The organism is Streptomyces caniscabiei (assembly GCF_014930365.1).
In the GTDB taxonomy this organism is placed as follows: domain Bacteria; phylum Actinomycetota; class Actinomycetes; order Streptomycetales; family Streptomycetaceae; genus Streptomyces; species Streptomyces caniscabiei.
The window spans coordinates 247233-264442 of sequence record NZ_JABXWI010000010.1; the positions used below are offsets into that span (position 1 = coordinate 247233).

Sequence of the window (17210 nt, forward strand, 5' to 3'; positions counted from 1 at the left end):
AGTTCAGGAACCGGTCGGCTGGAAGGTCGCCGGGATCGATGCCGGTTGCGGCTGCGCGTCCGTCGAGTTCGTGCCAGATGCCGGGCTGGAAGGCCCAGTGGACGAGTCCGAGGACGGCTCGGTAGGGCGGAGCCCGTAGGCCTCCAGCAGCCACTGGATGACGTCGGACGCCTGCTCCAGCTCGATGGGCTTGGCGAGGTCGTCCAGGCGCTTCTGGAAGAGGCTGTTCGACTCGGGCAGCAGGACCATCCCGAGGGCGTCGGCGAAGACGTTCAGCTGCTCGCCGATGGGGGTCTTCTCGATGTCGGTGAAACGTGTGGCGAACCGGGCGAGGGTCTTACCGGGCAGCGCGGTGGCGGCTTCGAAGACGTCGTCGTCGATGCGGAAGAGGAGCCGTTCGCGTTTGCGGCTGAAGTCCTTGACCGGTGCGGCTTCGGTGGGGATGGGCTGGGTCATGGTGTGGACGGTAGGTACCGCCACGCGAAGATCATTCCGGCGGGTTAGAGAGCAGCGCGGAGCGCATCCCTGAGCCAGTTGTTCGGCTGCGTGCCGGGATGGCTGACGTACCGCGCGAACACGACGCGTCCACCCACCGTGAACCGGAGCACCCCGCCCGGCCTGCGAGGGAAGATCATGTGCGGGCGTGTGCCGTTCACGAGGTAGATGCTCGCTGGGTGGGTGGAGCGGATGACCCCACGGAACTCGCCGCCGGGTCCGCGCAGGATCGACACGCGGATGCCCTGCCCCACGCTGCCCGGAGCGCGGTTGATTGCCTCGGCCTCTACCCGCCGTGCGCGGCGTTCCATGTTGCGGTAGACGAGACCTCCGGGCAGGCGCAGCATCCGTTCGATGCGGCCCCGGTCGAGGGAGAAGCTGGTGGACACCGTGAACATCGGCGCTCCCGGTCAGTTCCGGCCGAGGGCGACGTACGCCCGCAACTCGTTGCCGACGCAGCCACCCGTCGGGCCCTGCGCAGTCAGCGGGCGCAGCATGAAATCGGCGATCTCTCGGTCCCGGTTCATCTCGCACAGCTTCACCGAGGTGCCCTTCAGTATCTCGTACGCGTCCCGCAGCACTTCGCGCGCGGACGCGTCCAGTTCGGCGGTCGTGGGCGCGGTCAGCGGGTCGTCCGGGTTCGGCGCGCACCGCACGACTTGAATGACGACCTCGCCCACCTCGTACGGGGCGTCGCAGGCGTTGCCGATACGGCGGGACAGTTCGTCGGGGAACGTCTCGGTCAGGAAGATCCGGGCGACGCTGACGGCCAACAGCCCGCAGTCGCACTCATCCCACGCGATCGCACCCGGCACCACGGAGTGCCGGTCGGGCTTCGTGGTCAGCTCGGCGTACACCGCCTGCTCGATCGTGGAGGCGACGGTGTGCCACTTCAGCGGGCCCGTGATCATCGGCATGTCAGGTCCCCGCTCTACGCACCGACGGCCGGTCCACGTTGTACACCCGCGAGCGTTGCCGCAGCCCGTACGGATTCCACGTGCTGACGAACATGTCCACCAGATACAGCCCCGTACGCCCCTGCCGGAACAACTCCCCGACGTCCGGATAGCTGATGGTCACACCCTGCCGCACCAACTGCTGAAGACCGGCTGGCAGCTTGCAGTCCCCGCCCGCAGCGGCCTTCGCGATCTCGCAGGCGAGTTGCCCCATGGCCAGCTCGGCTCCGTCGGGAAGTTCCTCCCCGTAGACAGCCGTCACCGACCACGTGCCGACCTCGCTGTCTGCCAGAGAGAGGTCGTTGCAGCGTGGCCAGTCCCCGCCGTCCGTCCGCACCAGCAGCCGGTTGTTGTCGACCCGGTACGCGCCCGTCACCAGCGGCGTCCCGTCGACTTTCACCTCCACGACCCGCAGTACCGGCGCCGGCAGCAGTACCTCCGCCACCGACGAGCAGGAGCAGTCCCCGGCGCAGCCGCCGCACGTCAGGTTGAACCACTGCCCGCCGATCAAAGCAGGCTGCGGATACGACCGGCCACCGCTCCACGGCGGACCGAAGTCGTCGAAGAAGGAGCCGGTCCCGCAGTCACGGCGGCACGGGCGCAGCGTCACCTCGCACAGCCCGAACCGCTGGCCGGTCAATGCCCATAGCGTCTCCGTGGCCATGGACACCGCCAGCCCCGTGACTGCGGGGTTGAGGGTGTCCACGTCGCACGTCCACTGAACCGGCCAATCCGAGCAGGGACCGAACTGCGCGACCACCTACGGGCCTAGACGGCGAGTGTGGTCGGGTCGCACGCTACCGTCGGCGGCGCGGTCGTGGTCACGTTCCACACCCAGTGCTCATCCGTCTCCACCGACTCACCGGACGGCAGGAAGTCGTCGCCGACGAGCGTGTCCCACGTAGGCCCAGCGCCGCGTGTCTCGGACGTGAACTCCAGCGTGGAGCGCGCGTTCTCGATCGTGTAGGAGCCGAGCTGCGTCGCACCGACGTTGGGCCACGCGTTGTAGATGTACCGCTGGTTACCGGACGCGTCACACGCACCCGAACCGGCGACCTCCTGCCACACCTCCAGGCTGAACCGGTTCGTAGGGTTGCCCTCCGCGACCGCGAAGCCGGTGCCGGTCGTCGGTGTGCCGGTGGTCAGCTCGCGGGCGCTGAGAATGAACGCGAGCATGCTGACGTTCACCTCGCACATCTGGACCGTGAGGCCCAGGCGCTTCAGGGTGGGGTCGTCCTTCTGGTTCACGCACGGCTGCCCGCTGGCAGTGCGCTCGAAGAACTCCTCGCCGTCCTCATAGTCGGGCTCCATCTCGACCTGCACGAACCCGGACGAGACGGCGACGAGACCGGACGCGCCGGTGACCGGCACGCCGCACGCGTCGAGAGCGATGATCCGCATGTGCGTGCCCTTGATGGGAGTCGCGCACGTCGACGTAGCTGCCATGGTGATACTCCTATTCGGTGGGCACGCCCAGGACGATGTGCGCAGCCAGCAGGCAGCACTCGAAACCGATCACATAGGTGCGTTCGGCGATCATTCGCATCGTGTTCGCCGACCGGTCGATGGACTCCCGCGGGGATCGGACCTGCACGTCGCCGCGGTAGCCGAACACGGCCCCGGTCGCATAGATCCAAGCGGTGCCGTCGGCGGGGTCCGTGCCGTCGGGGCCGCTGCCGGTGTAGCCGCCGCCGACAACGACCAGGTTTCCGGCCGTGGTGTACAGGCGGCCGTCCCGTTCGGTGACGAGGTTCCAGGCGGCCAGCGTGGGCAGCACACTGCGGGGGATGTGGATGAGGCCCTGCCCGGCGTAGCAGTCCGCCAGGCAGTCCTCCAGCTCACCCAAAGCCTGGGCCGCGTCAGCGCCAGTGACGCAAGGGGTGGCGGTGGTCTGCAGAACAATGTCCTGCGCGTCCACTACCTCCGCGTCAGCGGCAAGATGCGGGAACACTACTTCCTGGCCGCCGGAGACGCCCGTCCAGAACGCTGCCTCGACCTGCTGCTGCTCGATCCGGGCCAGCGCATCCGAGGCGACCGTCTCGGCGTCGCGTAGGCCGACCGGCGAACAGTCGAACTCGGCGACCACCGTGAACGGGGTGGCACCCCGAAACGTCTGGTCGACGTTGTCCGACTTGGCCGGGGGTTCGGGCGGGGGCCCGCCGGTGCCGGTGACGGAAAGGCATTCGTCGTAGGTGGTGCCGCCGTCCGGGCAGCGTTCCTGCCAGGTGACGCCGTTCTGCCAGTGCGGGCTGTCCGCGCCCCGGGTCTGGGTGGCGTCCCAGAGCCCGTAGGGCAACAGGCTGAACGCCGGCGGGTCGACGATCTGGCGTGCTCCGGCCACCGGCGCTCACCCCTTTCTCACTCGCTTGCTGGTCGGGGTCAGGCGCGGACGGTGCCGGACAGCAGCGCCGACGTGGAGCCGTTGACGTTGAAGCCGACGCGATACTGGCGGGACTCGTGGCCGACGCGGGCGATGAGGTGCGCCTCCTCGGACCACAGGGCGGTGTGGTCGTTGGTCTCGTTCAGGACCGAGTCGCGGACCACGCCGAGGTCGAGGCTCATGCCGTTGCCGTGGACGAACGTCCCCGCCGCATAGATGAGGAAGTCCACGGTGGTCGGCCAGGCGGTCATCGCGGTGGCGTTGCCGAACTGGCTGGAGCCGCGGACCTGCCAGTCGTCGACCCACTGCACGCGCACGTTCCGGGCGGTGAAGTAGGAGTCGATCTCCGAGTTGGGCACGGCCTGCAGTTCGACGCCGGCCTTCCAGGCGAGGTCGGCGCGGATGACCTCGCGGACCCAGGCGGGGAGGACGACTTCGAGGACGTCGTCGAGGCACATCCCGAACCGCTCGCGGTAGTCCGTGGCTGCCAGGCCGACGGCGTTGTAGATGCGCGGGGCTGCGGCGTCGGTGGACGCGCCTCCGGTGATGGAGGTGACCGCCGAGGATGCGGCGACCATGAGCTGGATGAGGCGGGCGTTCATGGCGTGGTCGTGCGCGGCCATGAGCAGCCGGATCATGTGCTGCGTCGCCTCGGGGTACGCGGAGTCGGCGAGGTTGCCCGCGGTGAGGCAGATGCCGTACAGCTCCAGCCTTTCCTCGTCGAACGTCGGGCACGGCACGCGGACGCACGGCTTGGTGGGGGAGCCGGTGGCGGCGGCGATGTCGTCGTCCTCGGTCCACAGCCACGGCACCGAATCGCCGTTGAACGTGACGGCGAACCCGCCGAACGCGATCGAGTTGACCGTGTCCGCCAGCGACGGCGACACAGGGAACTGGATCCCACCGCGGGTAACACCGACGGTCGGCAGGTCGATCAGCCCGGACGAGCAGGCGATGTTGAAGAAGTCGTAGCGGATCTCGGACGGCGCGCACCAGCCACCGCCGGCCACGAGCGCGGCCTGCTTGTCCGGGCCGGTGAGGTAGTCGAACAACTCCTTGACCTGCGCCGGGCTGGAGCGCTCGTCGAGGGTGTGCTCGAAGTCGTTGCGGACGCTCGCGACGAGCTGGTTGTTGGGGTTGCCGCGGGTGACCGGCATGCTCTTGGCCTTGCGGGTGACCACGTCGGTGAGGGCGTCGAGGCCGGTGAGGTTGCTGCCGTGGGCGACGCCGGGGATGTCGACGGAGGCGGTGACGGCGAGGCGCTTCTCGGGGACCTTCGGCGCGGGTGCGTGGCGGGCGGTCTCGGCGAGGGAGGCGGTGGCGCGGCGGGCGATCTCGGCGGGGCGGGCTGCTCCGTTGCCCTTGCGGTCGAGCATGAAGGTGGCGAGCGCGGCGGTGACGCCCTGCGCGGTGGCCTCGGCGATCGCGCCGGTGTCGACAACGGCGGTGGCGGTGGCGGTCGGGTCGGCGGTCGTGCCGTTGACGCGCTCTTCCAGGGCGGCGAGTTGCTCGCCGACGCGGGTGCGCTGGAGGTCGGCGTTGGCCTGGGCTCGGACCTCGCGCACCTTGAGTTCGGCGCGGATGCGGTCGAGGTCGTCGGCGAGGCGCATCGCGTACTGGAGGTTCTCGGGGTCGACGCCGTCGAGGGCGCGGACGCGTTCGAACTCGGCGACGCCTCGTGCTTCGAGGTCGGCGAGTTCAGTGTCGCTGGAGAGGGTGAGGTCGGACGGGGCGTTGAACAGCTCGTCGGCCACGATTTCCTCCGTGATCGAAGGGTTGGGTTCGGGCTCTTCAACGCCCTTTGATCACGGAGGTTAGCGCATAGCACACGGTCCGACAATGTGTCAATTTGGTTGACTGGTGCGGTAAACCTAAAGGTCAAGCACCCGAAGGCGGCGGAGGAGGGGGCGGCGGACGGCGCCGCTTATTGCAACTGCACATTCCCTGTCACCTCCCTCCGGGGTGGACACGACGCGACAGCATCCGCATCACGACCCGAACCGCTTCCTGCTCCACATCCGCCTGCGGCCGACTCCACGCCACCTGCGGACGACCCGCCGCCACCAGCGCCTGAGGCTGCCCCGACGCCACCCTCGCGCGCATCTTCGGCACCGGGAAACCAGGCACATTCACCGCCAGCAGACCCACCAGCCGCAACTGGCCACCGATCCGACGCCAGTCACCCGACACCTGCCCGGCCGCCTGCAACTCGTACACCTTCAGCGGATCCGCGCCGGGCCGGACACTGCCCGCGATCCAGATGCCGTGCTGGTCGTTGCCGACCGCGACATCCGCGACCGCAGCCCCGGTGTTGTCGTAGTGCTCGGCCGCCGGAGACGCACCCAGGTTGAGCGGCGCGTGCCCGGTGCCGACGGTGATCTGACCGACCGCCATCCGCTCGCCTCCCTCACAGACGAGCTCGCCGGTGCGGTAGTACGGGTGCTCGTCCTCGCGCGGCGGCTGGATGCACGTGCCTTCCTGCCCGATGTGGCAGGTGCCCCACTGTGCGGCGTGCCCGTAGATGCGGCCCTCGTCGGTGATGGTGATCGGGGTCGGCAGGCTGAGCTTCGGGTCCGAGAACCACTGTGCGGGCGGCCGCCACAGCTCCGTCACGGACGCGGTGACCGCCCGCGGCCGGGCCGGCTCCCGTACCACCGCTGCCTCGATCACCTCGGCGCCGACCGGCTGCCCGCCGGCCACGACCGCGCCGGCTTCGTCGAGGAGTGCGATGTAGGCCTCAGCGAACGCGGGGATGTCGACCAACGTCGCGGCGCGGATGCGGCCGCCGTGGAAGATGACCTTCTCCGGCTGCGCGAACAGCATCTCGAACAGGTCGTCCTCGCCGCCGTCTTCGGTGCCGGCGTTGGCGTCTTCGGGCCACACGAACTCGACGTCGGCGTCGCTGATGGAGTCGGCGTCGATGGACACGCCGCGGAGGAACTTCCCTTCGATCTTCGCGTGAACGCGCTGGCCGTCGTCGTCGGAGAGGTCGAGGACGCCTTCGCCCATGATGAGGCTGCCGTCGCGCCAGATCTTGTCGATGCGGCCGACGTTGACAGCGACGGTCTTCGGTTCGCCGCCGTGGGAGTCTTCCTTGTTCCACCGTAGCGGCACGGGCAGTTCGGCCCACGTGAGCGCATCGGGGGCGAACTCGCGGCCGTCGCCAGTGACCTGGCCTTCGATGGCGAGGGGGCCGCGCCAGGGAGCGGTCGCCCCTGCGTAGTCCATGCTCTCGTCGCCGTCGTCGGCGGCTTCGTCGTTCTCCTCGGCGTACAGGGCGGCTTGCTGCTCAAGGGCGGCGGCTTCGGACTCGTGGCAGCCCATGAGTTCGTTGGTGCCTTCCTTCACTACGGCCCACGGCGTATCGGCGCCGCAGTCCGGGTGATCCTGCTCGACGCGATACGGCATCGGGTCCTCCAGTTCGGTGGTCTGCGGCGGCATTGTGTCCGCGCTCGCAGCCAAGATCATTCCGGCGGCTGCTGCCTGCTCGTCTGCCTGCGGCCACACCGTCACGAGCGTGCCCCTGCAGCGCGCGCCGCCGAGGCATCCGGTGTAGCCGCCGGTCGGGTATGCCTGGCGGGCGTCGGGCAGCGTGGTGTAGCGGGTGCCATCGATGTCCCGGCACGGCTTGCAGCTGTTCTTGTCGAGCGCCTCGCTCGCCACATACTCGGCTGGCGGAGCGACCGCCAGGACAGCCATGCGGCCCTCATTCTGAGCGGCCGTCATCGCCGCCCCCACCTGCTCCTCCACCGCCGCACCCGACAGGGAGGCGAGGTGCTCGTCAACCTGTGCGGCCACCTGTGCCGCCGAGCCGGAGCCCCACACCCGCATCGCCTGCCGGACCGCGGACTGCACCAGCCCGACACCGAGGACCCGAGCGGCTGTCCTGCCGATCTGGCGTAGCCGGTCGCGGATCGCTGCGGCGGTGAGCGCCTCGTCGTCCAGCGACCACTCAGGAACGCTGACGCCCTGCGCCTCGGCTTCGGCCTGCTGCTGCTCGCCTGCCTCCCGCGCGTAGGCGATCATGCGGGCGATGAGGAGCCGGGCGCCGTCGCTGCTGTCGACGGCAAGAGTGTTCAGGCGGTCGAGATCGTCGGCTTCGGCTGCGGCCTGCACGGCGGCGGTGATCTTCTCGCGTTGGGCGGTCTGGATGTCGGCCCACGCTTCGACGGTGGCGTCGACGGCGTCGTGCCAGGCCTTGTCCATCTCCGCGAAGTCGACGCGGCTACGGATCTCCAGCTCGGTGGGCTTGCGGCGCAGCCGCCCGGCCGCCGCAGTGACGGTCTCGCTGAGGGGGATGTCGGTGTGGTCCCCGGCGAACGCCACCCTGATCCGGTCGAAGGTCACCTTGCCGAGGCGTTCCTCCAACGCGATGACCAGGTCTAGCTCACTCGAATATGCAGCACATACGTGGGGCACCCATGGCGAATGCGGCGCCGGGATCGTGGCGAGGAACCCGCTGTCATGGAGAGCCGTGGTCACCGAGGCACGGACGTAGTCCAGCGGCCACTCGCCATCCTCGCGCTCCTCGATCGGCAGATCACCAACGGCGTACACCCAGCACGGTTCGTCGCTGTTGCCGTTCCAGTGGTTCGCGCCGAACACCCGGCCGCGCATCGGCGCCACTCCGTCGTCGGCGAAGGACTGGCGCAGGGCGTCGATCAGCGCGGTGCGCTGCTCCTCGCTGAAGTCCGCGCCTTTGCCGAGGTAGTACAGCGTCAGGTGCAGCTGCTCCGCGTCCTCCCCGCCCTCGATCGCCAGCCGCTCCGCATCCTCCACGGTCGGCATCAACGCAATCATCGCGCCCTGCATGTGCGAGCCGTCAGCGGCGGCCGTGAGCGTAGCCATTCGAACTCCGAGGAGAGGCGGTGGTCAGGAAGCTGGTCGTATCCAGGTGGGGCGACCGCTGGCCGATCACCAGTTGCCCGAACGGGCTCAGCCGCGCCTCGTACGTCCCGGACATCCCCGGCCGAGGCAACGTCGCCAGCTTCATCGCGGCATGGGTGAACGGGCAGGAGTAGGCGTGCTGCGAGCACAGCGCCGGGTGCAGCAGCTCGGGCTCCCTGCCGGCGCCCCAGCGGACGGCGTGCATGGCCTGGGACTGCTGAATGAGGCGTGCCGAGCGGGCTGCGGTGGCGGCTTCGCGCGCGGCGGCCTCGTCCGGTGGGGACCTGTCCTCGGGTGGCGGTTCCAGGGTCGTGTCGGTCTGCGGGGTCTCGCCTGGCGGTGCGGCGGCGACGGGGGTGATGGTGACTTGGTCGCCGGTGAGTTCGGACAGGGCCGATCCGGCGCCGGAGGGGAGTGTCTTGATGATGACCTTGAGGGCCTGCTCCTTGAGTTCCTCGTCGGTGGGCTTGTCGTCTTCGTTGAAGCCGGTTTCGCGGCGGAGCGCGGCACCGTTGATCTCTAGCCGGTCGTAGAGGAGGACGGCGTCGTCGCTGCGGTCGGGGCGCAGCGTGAGTTCGGACATGTCGTACCAGACGACCCACTGTGCCCAGTCTTCGACGCGGGAGGCTTTCAGGCGGGGCTGGAGGTAGCCGGTGGTGAGGGCGGCGGCGATGAGTTCGGCGTCCGGAGCGACGTTGACTTTGAGGCTGGTTTCGTCGACGGCCCAGGCGTTCCAGTGGTTGAGGTCGCCCATGCCGAGGAGGACTTCCGGCGGGACGTTGAGTTGGGAGGCGAGGCGTTTGATCGCCGAGTCGCGCTTCTCAATGATCTTGTCGTCGATCTTCAACGTGAAGTCGATGTGCGCGATTTTGTCGACGTACTCGGCAGGAACCTTGATCGGCATCGGCACCACCGCAGCCGCCGTACCCGGCGTGCCGATCGCGGTCCGGGCGTTCTCGATCCACTCCTCCACGAACGGATCGGCCGCATCGGCGAACTCCTCGCGTACGGGGAAGGTGACCTCGTCGGGGAAGATGACCACACCCGCAGACGCGAGCCGGGACAGGTACTGGGCTTGGATGTGCCGGTTCACCAACTCCAACTCGCGCATCGTCGAACGCGCCGCGCGGGCGGGGCTGTCGGCAACATGGTGGTAGCGCTTGTTCGGCCGCCACACCCGGATCGGCGCCATGGAGTCGGAGGCGAGGGGCCGCCACTGGTTGCCGTCGCGGGGATTGTTCTCGTCGATGACTTCGTAGTGGCCGCGTGCGGCGCGGACTTCGTCGATGGACCGGACGGCCCACTTCTCGATGCCGTCCACGTTCTCGACGATGACGTAGCCCTCGCCGGGGACGGCTAGCTGGGTGCCGAGGCCGGACATGATTTGGGCTTGTCCGGCGACGCCTCCGGCGAAGGTGGTCATCAGCTCGACGGCGGTTCCGGCGTCTTGGCGTACGGGTTCGTCGGTGCCGGGTTCGAGTTTGGCGGCGTAGAAGCGGATGCGGGAGAGCATGTTGGCTTCCCAGTCGGCGGCGTACCGGAATTCGCCGAGGGTGTCGTAGTACTCCCAGGCTTCGTTTTGCCAGGTGTCGGGGGTGCGGAGTAGTTCGGTGCGAGGGCTGGTGACGGGGGCGGCTGCGGCGGTGAGGGCGTTGGGTTCGGGTTGCGTCGGGAGCGGCTTGGGTGTGGGCATGCCGCGTCGGGTGAAGGCGCTCCACCAGGCCATCGTGTCTCCCGCTGCTCCCGTGGGGTGGGTGTGCGGGTGACGGTAGGAGCAGCCTCACGAAGATCATTCCGGGCAAGGGGAAGGGCCGTCCGCGGCGCCCACTGCGAACGGCCCTCTGCCACCCCGGAGCCCGAAGGCTCCGCTCACCACCCGCCGATGCTACGGGCTCTCACGCCCACTCCTGTCCGGCCAGCAACGCCCCGGCCGCCCAAACCGCCAACCACACCAGCGCCGGCATCGCCAAACCCGCCACCGCCCACACCCCAGCCGTCACCGCGAGCGCAATCCAGCCGGACGCACACCACGGGCACGACAGCAACTCCGCCAACCAGAACGGCGACCGCTTCCACCGACGGGCATAGATGAACAACTCATCATCGACCAACTGGAACATCCCCAGGCCCGGCACCGACTTGAGCGTGTGCTCCTCAACCTCGCCGGTCGGAAACAGCTCATGGTGCTGCTCCTTCATCGTCGGCTCACGCCACCCGCCGACGAGCCTGTCCCTCAGCCACAGCACTGGCGGAAAGGTGTCGGCCACGACGAGCCGAGTCACACGGTAGGTCGCCAGCGACATCACGATCAGCAGCAGCCACAGGTCCATGCCCGTCACCGTAGCCGCCCGCCAACGATCTGCTTTCTGGCCAACCCGCCGCCCAACGAGCCCTGCCCACGGGGAGCCGTCCCCACCAGCTTCATCTGCCAGGCCGGCCACACCATCGCGTCCAACCGGTCCGGCGACCAACCCAACTCCGGATACCAGGTGGCCAGCTGATCCTCCAACTCCTCGAACACCCCAGCCATGTGCCACCGGTTCTGTGCTGCGAGCGCCGCAACCGGCTGGGCCCGAACCACCTTGCCGCGCGTCGCCGTGACCGTGCGGATCGGGATGTCCACGCCGAGCGCTTCGGCCGCCGTGCGCAGCGTCGCCACACACATGGCCCCGCCGTAGTTCGTCTCGGCCACGATCTCGTCGGCGTCCCAGTCGATCGCGGCCTGCACCGCACGGCGCCCCCACTCGTCCGGCGACAGCTTGCACGACCGGTCGTCGAGGACGTAGCCGTGATGCTGCGGCCGGCCGCCGTCTCCGGGCAGTACAAGGCCGGACTTCCCGACGACGACGATGCCCTGCTCGCCCGCACCACCGGACGGGTCAACACCGACCGAAATCCGTTTCAGTTCCGGAACCTCGTCGGGGCGTACGCGGGTCTCCTCCAGCGTGGCGCGCTTCCACAGCGCCTCGGAAACCTCATCGATCAGGCGCCCGTGGAGTTCCTGCGCGCCGATGTCGGTGCCCGCGTACGTGTCCTCCAGGGCGTCCTTGACGGACTGCTCCAAGTGCGGGTTGTCGTACATCGTGGCGTGCGTGTGCACGATGCCAGCGATCTCACCGGCCAGCATGCGCTTCAGGAGAGGCCGCGGCTTGGGGGTGGTGGCGGCGATCCAGTGCGGGCGCGGCCCGGAGCGAAGACCGAACCGTAGCTGGTCGTAGGTCTGCTCCATGTACCGCCACGTCGCGAACTCCTCCAAGACGGCGAGGCAGTTCGCTACAAGGAGATCGCCAGCGAAGAACTCGTGGTCATGCTCCACCGTCAGGTCGTACACCCTTGCCACGTCGCGTGTAGGCGTAGGTTGCAGTGCACCGGCGCGAACAGGTGCGGGTAGCGGCTGAGGGGACGCACTCGAACTCAGAGCCGCACACGCAGCACAGCCGCCGCTCCTTCGTTCGTGGCGCAGCGTTACGGCATTGGTCAGAGCAGTACTTGACCTTCCAAGGGACCCTCGTTCTTCCCGTTCCTCCGCAGAGCTCGCATGTGATGTCGCGCCACTTTGCGTTCTTCCAAGCGGCTTCAGCTCCCTTGCGATGCCACTCGGCGTCTCGCGAGTGGATGCGTAGGTGATTGGCCTGGGTGACGAGCTCCAGGTTTTCGACCCGGTTGTCTCCACGATCATGGTTGATGTGGTGGACCTGCATCCCGTCCGGGATGTCTCCCCGTTCCAGTCTCCACACCCATCGGTGCAGCAGGCCTCTCTGGCCGTTCGAGTAGTAGCCGCTCTTGCGCTCGTGCCATCTGACGCCGTCATAGATGACGAACTTTGCTGGTGATCCCATGTAGCGATTGTATCGCTGTACTTAACGAGACGTGCTTCCGTCCATCCCCTTGTGGTCCACACCTCATGGTCCGGTGTCAGCCATACGTGCCCTGCTGAGTGGTCGAATCTCTGCACTGGCTTCACGCCGTTGTCCCAGACGTGCAGCACACGCCGTAGCCCGTTGCGCGTCCAGACTCGGTCGCCGGGAAGGATGTCCTCGATGGGGCGCGGCCCGTGCTCGGTGCGGACGAGCGTGCCTTCCCGGACGCACGAGTTGCCACCGGCCCGGAGCCGCTCGACATCTTCAGGCGTGTGCGATCCGAACAGTTTGGCCTGTGAGCCGTTGGGCCAGCGGATGACCGTACCGCCGGGCGCTTGGACGAGGCGGGCACCGGGGTCGGCGTTGCGGATGCCGCCGGGGCCTTCGTACATGGAGGTGACGCCGTCACCGAGGGTTGGAGCGATGATCGCAATCCAGTGCGGCACCGGCCCGGGGAGGCAGGGCGGTCCGTTGACGTGCTGCCGTACGTATTCGGCGCAGGCTTTGGATTTTCCGGCGCCTCGTCCGGCCATGAGGAGCCATCCGGTCCAGTTCCCGTCGGGTGGGATCTGGTGGGGCTGGGGCTGCCAGCGGGGCTCCAACTGGGCGCCGAGGAGGGCGGCAGCGCGTGCTGCCACTGTTGCCCGGTCGTCGGTTCCCATGGCCGGATTGTCGGCTGTTGGACGGCTGTCGGGTTCCGGTGGTCAGCGGCGGGCGTCGCCGCGGGTTGGGAGTCCGGAGGTGTTTTGCGGGCCGTGGTGCCAGGTCCAGGAGCGGCGGGGTAGGTGCACGATCTTTGCTCCGGCGGCGATGCAGCCCTTTGTGAAGAGGAAGTCTTCGCCCGCGACTTGGACTGTGGGGTCGGCGGCGAATCCGACCTGCTTCGCGAGTTCGGTGCGTACGAGGATCGTGATGGTGGTGGAGTTCGGGCACGTCGGGTCGAAGGGGCGGCCGAAGAACATGGGGAAGGGGTCGGTGCCGCCGACGACGCGGAACCACGGGTACACGTAGTCGGCCTTCGTGTCCTCGGCGCAGGCGAGCAGCTGCTCGATGTGGTCGGGGTCCATCTCGTCGTCTGAGTCGAGGAATGCGGTCCACTCCGTCTCGACGAGCGCGAGGCCGTGGGCGCGGGTGATGGCGGCGCCGAGGTGGTGGATGTCCTCGGCGAGGATGTGCTCAACGGGGACGGTCTGGGCGCGGACTGAGCGGGCGGCGCGCTCCAGCATCCCGTTCGCGCGCCGCTGCTCGTGGAACGGGGTGACGACAGTGACGCCCGGTGTCACGCGTCGTCCGTCGTCTTGGGGTCGCCCGCGATGGTGTCGCGGTAGTCGGCCAGCAGCTTTGCGGCGTTCGCCTCTCCGACCAGCCGGACAAGAGTTGGGACCAAGCCGTCCCTCAACGCGTCGCGGCCGATCTCCAGCGTGACCTCATCACGGTGGGCGTCGATGAGGGCGTTCTTCTCCTTCGCCGAGCGCATGTCCCAGATGTCGTCGAACAGCCTGTTGCGGGCGCTCATCGCGGTGTGCCCTTCCAGAGGATCTCGTTGTCGCCCTGGATCAGCAGCTCGTGCGTGGTCCAGTACTTGATCCCGTAGTCGGCGTTCGCCGCGAAGCTGCCGTCGAAGTAGTGGAACGACGGGATGCACCAGAAGCTGACGTGCGTCGGGTCGGCGAAGGCGTGCCACGTCCCCGACAGGGCGTTCGGCACCCGGATCTCGAACACGCCGCCCGGCTTGAGGACGCGGTGCGCTTCGTTCATCACGTCGATGCGGGGCTGCCCGGCCGGAATGTGCTCCATCACGTGCGACGCGCGGATCGCGTGCACGCTGCCATCAGCGGCAGGCCACGGCACGACCTGCGCGGGCCGCTTCCAGTCGCCGACGCCGTGGGTCGGGTCGAGGTTGGTCCACCCGGCCTGGACCAGGTGGCCGCCGCCTATCTCGATGCTCGTCATCACACACGCTCCGGCCAGTGCCAGGTGCCGACGACGGGCGACGCCTCGACCCACCCGCAGGCGCAGTAACGGAAGGGGGCACCGTGCGCCTCGGCGTCCGGACAGTCAGGCGCGCCCGCAGTTTCGGCACCGCCGTGATGCGGGACCGTGCGGTGGAAGTCGGCGCCGGTCGGATTGAGCACGGCAAGTCCCACCTGCTCCGGGTGTTCGGGATCGCCGGTCAGCTCCGTGACGATCGCTGCCCGACACTCCTTGTCGTCGTGGCCCACGTAGTGGACGATCCTGCCCACGCTCGGTATCTGCTCACTCATCCGTGCCTCGCACTCCCCTCATAAGCCAGCCACGGCGTGGCCAGATGGTTCCCCGGCAACGCCATCGGGCGCAGCCCTGTCTCCCGCAGCGCGAACGGCTGCGAGATCTGATCCTGGAACGACCACTCGTACGTCTCCGCCAGCCAGCGCGCACCCAGCTCCCGAACCGCGTCCGTGTGACGGCGTGCGATAACCCCGGTTGCCCACAGCCCCCAGTTCTCGGGGTGGCCCAGCTCGCTGTAGTGGTCGGCCTGCTCCAGCACCGGCTCGCCCGCGTACTTCGGCAGCCCAGCCGACTCCTTGGCCTCCGCGTAGATGCAGTCCCGCCACGGGTGCGCGAACTGCGCGATCGGATCCGCGAACGCCAGAGCCTCCACGGCGAGCTTCTCGGACACGATGCGGAACGACGCATCCACCCACACCGAAGCCTCAGCCTCGGTGTACTTCCACGGCTCGTACTTCGGATGCTTCGCCGCCCGATTCGGATGCACCCCCGGACGCGGCCCGAACACCACCCGCCAGCCCCGCACGCTGCCCTCGTCCTTGAGGGTCTCGTCGTCGGTGACGAGAACCCAGTCCACGCTCACGCCGCGTTGCGGCATGGCTGGCTTCAGCTCATCGTAGGAGTCGTAGATCGCCGTGATCAGCGCAACATCGCTCATACCGTGGACCGATACCACTCCACCGCCTGCGCCACGCGCGCCCAATCGTGTTCCGGCTTCCAATCCAGCCGATCCCAGCCATCGCCCTCCGCGACAATCCGCGTCGGCGTCTCACCCGTCCGCATCGGCAGATGCTCCACACCCGCCCGAGACCCGGTGATGTCCAGCACCATCTGCGCGAACTCGTTCACCGTCACGGCCACACCGGTGCCGGCGTCGAACGTGACGTCGTCCCCGTGCTGGGCGGCGTCGACGAGCATGCGGCCCACGTCGTCGGCGTGCACCAGGTCCATCGTCTGCTCGCCGTCACCCCACACCGGCAACGGTTGACCGGCCCACGCGGCGCGCGCGAACGTCGGGAGGATCTTCTGCGGGTGCCCGGGGCCGTACTTCTGGCCGGCGCCGTAGGCGTTGAACGCCCGGACGTGGGCGACGCGGAGTCCGTAGGCCTGGTGCCAGGCGGTGGCGAGGCGTGCGGCGCACATCTTCGTCGCCGTGTACACGGACGGGAAGACGTCGGGCATGCCGATGCCGACGTATCCGGCGTTGTTGTCGTGGCACCAGCGCAGGATGCGGAGGGTGCCGATGACGTTGGCGTGGACGGCGCCTTCGGGCGCGTCGAACAGCTCGGATGTGCCGAGCATTCCGGCGAGGTGGATGACCACGTCGGCTTCGTGGAGGCCGTCGAGGGATCCGAGGATGTCGTCGCCGTGCGCGCGGTCGAAGGACCATGCGGCGTGCCCGGCTTTCTCTGCGGCGGCGAGGGCGGCTTGGCCGAGGAAGCCGTTGCCCCCGGTGATTGCGATCTTCATGTGGCTCCTCACCATGGGGTCCGCCCCCACTTCTTGCGGAAGGTCTCCCGGTCGCGGCCGGTTTGTTCGGCCAGTTCGGGGCGTTCGTTCGTGGACACGTTCGGACAACGGTGCTCAACCGGGATACCGGGCACGAGGAGCGCGCCGCCGCGTTCGCGGGCAGTCCAGTCGAGGTCGTCGTCGCCGTACCACCACGCGAGGGACTCGTCGAGGCGCAGCCCCGTTTCGCCGCGGAGCATGTACGCGTAGCCGGTGATCCGCTGCCGGAGGTCGATCGGCTCGGCGCGGGTGTGGAGGATCTGCTGCTGTCCGCCGTTCTGGTCGGGGTAGGCGAGGACCGCAGGGGTCGATCGCATCGCCGTCGACAGGTGGCCCATCCATCCGGTGGGGATGACGGTGTCGGAGTTGAGCACGGCAATGTCCCACTGCCCGGCGTCGGCTCGATGGGCCTGCGCGTCGGCAAGGGAGATGCCGACGTTCCACAGGGTGCTGATGTTCGGCGGGTCGATGGGCACCGATACGACGCCGACCTTTCCGTGCCACGGCCCGGGATCGATCGGCGGGGTGGAGAGGTTGTCGACGACGAGGACGCTGTCGACTTGGTCCACGACGGAGTTGATGCAGTCGGCGAGGAGGTCGTGCCGGTCCCGGGCCGGGATCACGACTGTGCGGAACGGGGCGCTCATCGGCCCGCCCGGTGCTGCGCTACTGCCGTGCCGCCAGCCGCAGCAGTGACAGTAAAGCCAGCTGCGGCGAGCATGGCCCACAGCGGCGGCCACGCCCCAATGACGAGACGCATGGCCGCGACCTGCGCGAAGGAAACCGCGACGATCAATGCGGCGCTGATGAACGGCGTCGGTTTGACGGTCACGGCTGCCCGCCTTCCTCTGGGTT

General features: G+C 68.6%; 20 protein-coding genes and 1 pseudogene. All 21 read right to left on the reverse strand.

Annotated features, from left to right (window positions below; all coding sequences use genetic code 11):
• Positions 1–3: 3 nt before the first annotated feature.
• Positions 4–456 (reverse strand): hypothetical protein, encoded by a 453-nt coding sequence (locus HW837_RS27430; protein ID WP_193382566.1) that lies wholly within the window; start codon positions 454–456, stop codon positions 4–6.
• 44 nt (positions 457–500) lie between these two features.
• Positions 501–893: a hypothetical protein gene (locus HW837_RS27435; RefSeq protein ID WP_193382567.1), complete on the reverse strand. Its 393-nt coding sequence runs from the start codon at positions 891–893 to the stop codon at positions 501–503.
• Between the two features lie 12 nt (positions 894–905).
• Entirely contained in the window at positions 906–1412 is a 507-nt protein-coding gene (locus HW837_RS27440) for a hypothetical protein (protein WP_193383463.1), read from the reverse strand.
• Between the two features lies 1 nt (position 1413).
• A complete protein-coding gene (locus HW837_RS27445) occupies positions 1414–2157 on the reverse strand; it encodes a hypothetical protein (protein WP_193382569.1) in 744 nt (247 codons plus the stop codon).
• Between the two features lie 62 nt (positions 2158–2219).
• Positions 2220–2897 carry a hypothetical protein gene (locus tag HW837_RS27450; protein WP_193383464.1) on the reverse strand — a complete coding sequence of 226 codons (678 nt, stop codon included), beginning with the start codon at positions 2895–2897 and terminating at the stop codon, positions 2220–2222.
• A gap of 10 nt (positions 2898–2907) precedes the next feature.
• Complete coding sequence (locus HW837_RS27455) at positions 2908–3792, reverse strand: hypothetical protein (protein WP_193383465.1); 885 nt, start codon at positions 3790–3792, stop codon at positions 2908–2910.
• Between the two features lie 38 nt (positions 3793–3830).
• Positions 3831–5585, reverse strand: a complete 1755-nt coding sequence (locus tag HW837_RS27460) for a major capsid protein (protein WP_193383466.1) — start codon at positions 5583–5585, stop codon at positions 3831–3833.
• A 193-nt stretch (positions 5586–5778) separates the two neighbouring features.
• On the reverse strand, positions 5779–8679 hold the full coding sequence (locus HW837_RS27465) for a 2'-5' RNA ligase family protein (RefSeq protein ID WP_193383467.1): 2901 nt from the start codon (positions 8677–8679) through the stop codon (positions 5779–5781).
• A complete protein-coding gene (locus HW837_RS27470) occupies positions 8654–10411 on the reverse strand; it encodes a phage portal family protein (protein ID WP_193383468.1) in 1758 nt (585 codons plus the stop codon). Before HW837_RS27470 ends, HW837_RS27465 begins: the two co-directional genes overlap by 26 nt.
• 202 nt (positions 10412–10613) lie before the next feature.
• Positions 10614–11048, reverse strand: coding sequence for a DUF1360 domain-containing protein (locus HW837_RS27475; RefSeq protein ID WP_193382575.1), 435 nt, complete (start codon positions 11046–11048; stop codon positions 10614–10616).
• A gap of 5 nt (positions 11049–11053) precedes the next feature.
• Complete coding sequence (locus tag HW837_RS48910) at positions 11054–12049, reverse strand: terminase large subunit domain-containing protein (RefSeq protein WP_319686852.1); 996 nt, start codon at positions 12047–12049, stop codon at positions 11054–11056.
• Complete coding sequence (locus HW837_RS50415; RefSeq protein WP_390623563.1) at positions 12024–12557, reverse strand: HNH endonuclease signature motif containing protein; 534 nt, start codon at positions 12555–12557, stop codon at positions 12024–12026. The genes HW837_RS48910 and HW837_RS50415 overlap by 26 nt, the downstream gene beginning before the upstream one ends.
• Positions 12558–12691: 134 nt before the next feature.
• Positions 12692–13240: pseudogene (locus tag HW837_RS50420) on the reverse strand (Hint domain-containing protein); the annotation flags it as partial.
• A 42-nt stretch (positions 13241–13282) separates the two neighbouring features.
• Entirely contained in the window at positions 13283–13861 is a 579-nt protein-coding gene (locus tag HW837_RS27485; RefSeq protein ID WP_193383470.1) for a glycosyltransferase family 2 protein, read from the reverse strand.
• Positions 13858–14094, reverse strand: coding sequence for a hypothetical protein (locus HW837_RS27490; RefSeq protein WP_193383471.1), 237 nt, complete (start codon positions 14092–14094; stop codon positions 13858–13860). Before HW837_RS27490 ends, HW837_RS27485 begins: the two co-directional genes overlap by 4 nt.
• Positions 14091–14531 carry a methyltransferase domain-containing protein gene (locus tag HW837_RS27495; RefSeq protein WP_193383472.1) on the reverse strand — a complete coding sequence of 147 codons (441 nt, stop codon included), beginning with the start codon at positions 14529–14531 and terminating at the stop codon, positions 14091–14093. The genes HW837_RS27490 and HW837_RS27495 overlap by 4 nt, the downstream gene beginning before the upstream one ends.
• The gene (locus tag HW837_RS27500; protein WP_193383113.1) at positions 14531–14842 is read right to left on the reverse strand and encodes a hypothetical protein; all 312 of its coding nucleotides are present in this window, start codon (positions 14840–14842) and stop codon (positions 14531–14533) included. The genes HW837_RS27495 and HW837_RS27500 overlap by 1 nt, the downstream gene beginning before the upstream one ends.
• Positions 14839–15504 (reverse strand): glycosyltransferase domain-containing protein, encoded by a 666-nt coding sequence (locus tag HW837_RS27505; RefSeq protein WP_193383473.1) that lies wholly within the window; start codon positions 15502–15504, stop codon positions 14839–14841. The genes HW837_RS27500 and HW837_RS27505 overlap by 4 nt, the downstream gene beginning before the upstream one ends.
• Positions 15501–16316 (reverse strand): NAD-dependent epimerase/dehydratase family protein, encoded by an 816-nt coding sequence (locus HW837_RS27510; protein WP_196791495.1) that lies wholly within the window; start codon positions 16314–16316, stop codon positions 15501–15503. Before HW837_RS27510 ends, HW837_RS27505 begins: the two co-directional genes overlap by 4 nt.
• Before the next feature lie 8 nt (positions 16317–16324).
• Positions 16325–17002 carry a glycosyltransferase family 2 protein gene (locus HW837_RS27515; protein WP_193383475.1) on the reverse strand — a complete coding sequence of 226 codons (678 nt, stop codon included), beginning with the start codon at positions 17000–17002 and terminating at the stop codon, positions 16325–16327.
• A complete protein-coding gene (locus HW837_RS27520; protein WP_193383476.1) occupies positions 16999–17187 on the reverse strand; it encodes a hypothetical protein in 189 nt (62 codons plus the stop codon). The genes HW837_RS27515 and HW837_RS27520 overlap by 4 nt, the downstream gene beginning before the upstream one ends.
• Positions 17188–17210: the final 23 nt, after the last annotated feature.

Bases quoted from the DNA above. Each gene is read 5' to 3' on its own strand.
- HW837_RS27430 (WP_193382566.1), bottom strand. From the start codon at position 456: ATGACCCAGCCCATCCCCACCGAAGCCGCACCGGTCAAGGACTTCAGC.
- HW837_RS27435 (WP_193382567.1), bottom strand. From the start codon at position 893: ATGTTCACGGTGTCCACCAGCTTCTCCCTCGACCGGGGCCGCATCGAA.
- HW837_RS27440 (WP_193383463.1), bottom strand. From the start codon at position 1,412: ATGCCGATGATCACGGGCCCGCTGAAGTGGCACACCGTCGCCTCCACG.
- HW837_RS27450 (WP_193383464.1), bottom strand. From the start codon at position 2,897: ATGGCAGCTACGTCGACGTGCGCGACTCCCATCAAGGGCACGCACATG.
- HW837_RS27465 (WP_193383467.1), bottom strand. From the start codon at position 8,679: ATGGCTACGCTCACGGCCGCCGCTGACGGCTCGCACATGCAGGGCGCG.
- HW837_RS27470 (WP_193383468.1), bottom strand. From the start codon at position 10,411: ATGCCCACACCCAAGCCGCTCCCGACGCAACCCGAACCCAACGCCCTC.
- HW837_RS27475 (WP_193382575.1), bottom strand. From the start codon at position 11,048: ATGGACCTGTGGCTGCTGCTGATCGTGATGTCGCTGGCGACCTACCGT.
- HW837_RS50415 (WP_390623563.1), bottom strand. From the start codon at position 12,557: ATGGGATCACCAGCAAAGTTCGTCATCTATGACGGCGTCAGATGGCAC.
- HW837_RS27490 (WP_193383471.1), bottom strand. From the start codon at position 14,094: ATGAGCGCCCGCAACAGGCTGTTCGACGACATCTGGGACATGCGCTCG.
- HW837_RS27495 (WP_193383472.1), bottom strand. From the start codon at position 14,531: ATGACGAGCATCGAGATAGGCGGCGGCCACCTGGTCCAGGCCGGGTGG.
- HW837_RS27500 (WP_193383113.1), bottom strand. From the start codon at position 14,842: ATGAGTGAGCAGATACCGAGCGTGGGCAGGATCGTCCACTACGTGGGC.
- HW837_RS27505 (WP_193383473.1), bottom strand. From the start codon at position 15,504: ATGAGCGATGTTGCGCTGATCACGGCGATCTACGACTCCTACGATGAG.
- HW837_RS27510 (WP_196791495.1), bottom strand. From the start codon at position 16,316: ATGAAGATCGCAATCACCGGGGGCAACGGCTTCCTCGGCCAAGCCGCC.
- HW837_RS27515 (WP_193383475.1), bottom strand. From the start codon at position 17,002: ATGAGCGCCCCGTTCCGCACAGTCGTGATCCCGGCCCGGGACCGGCAC.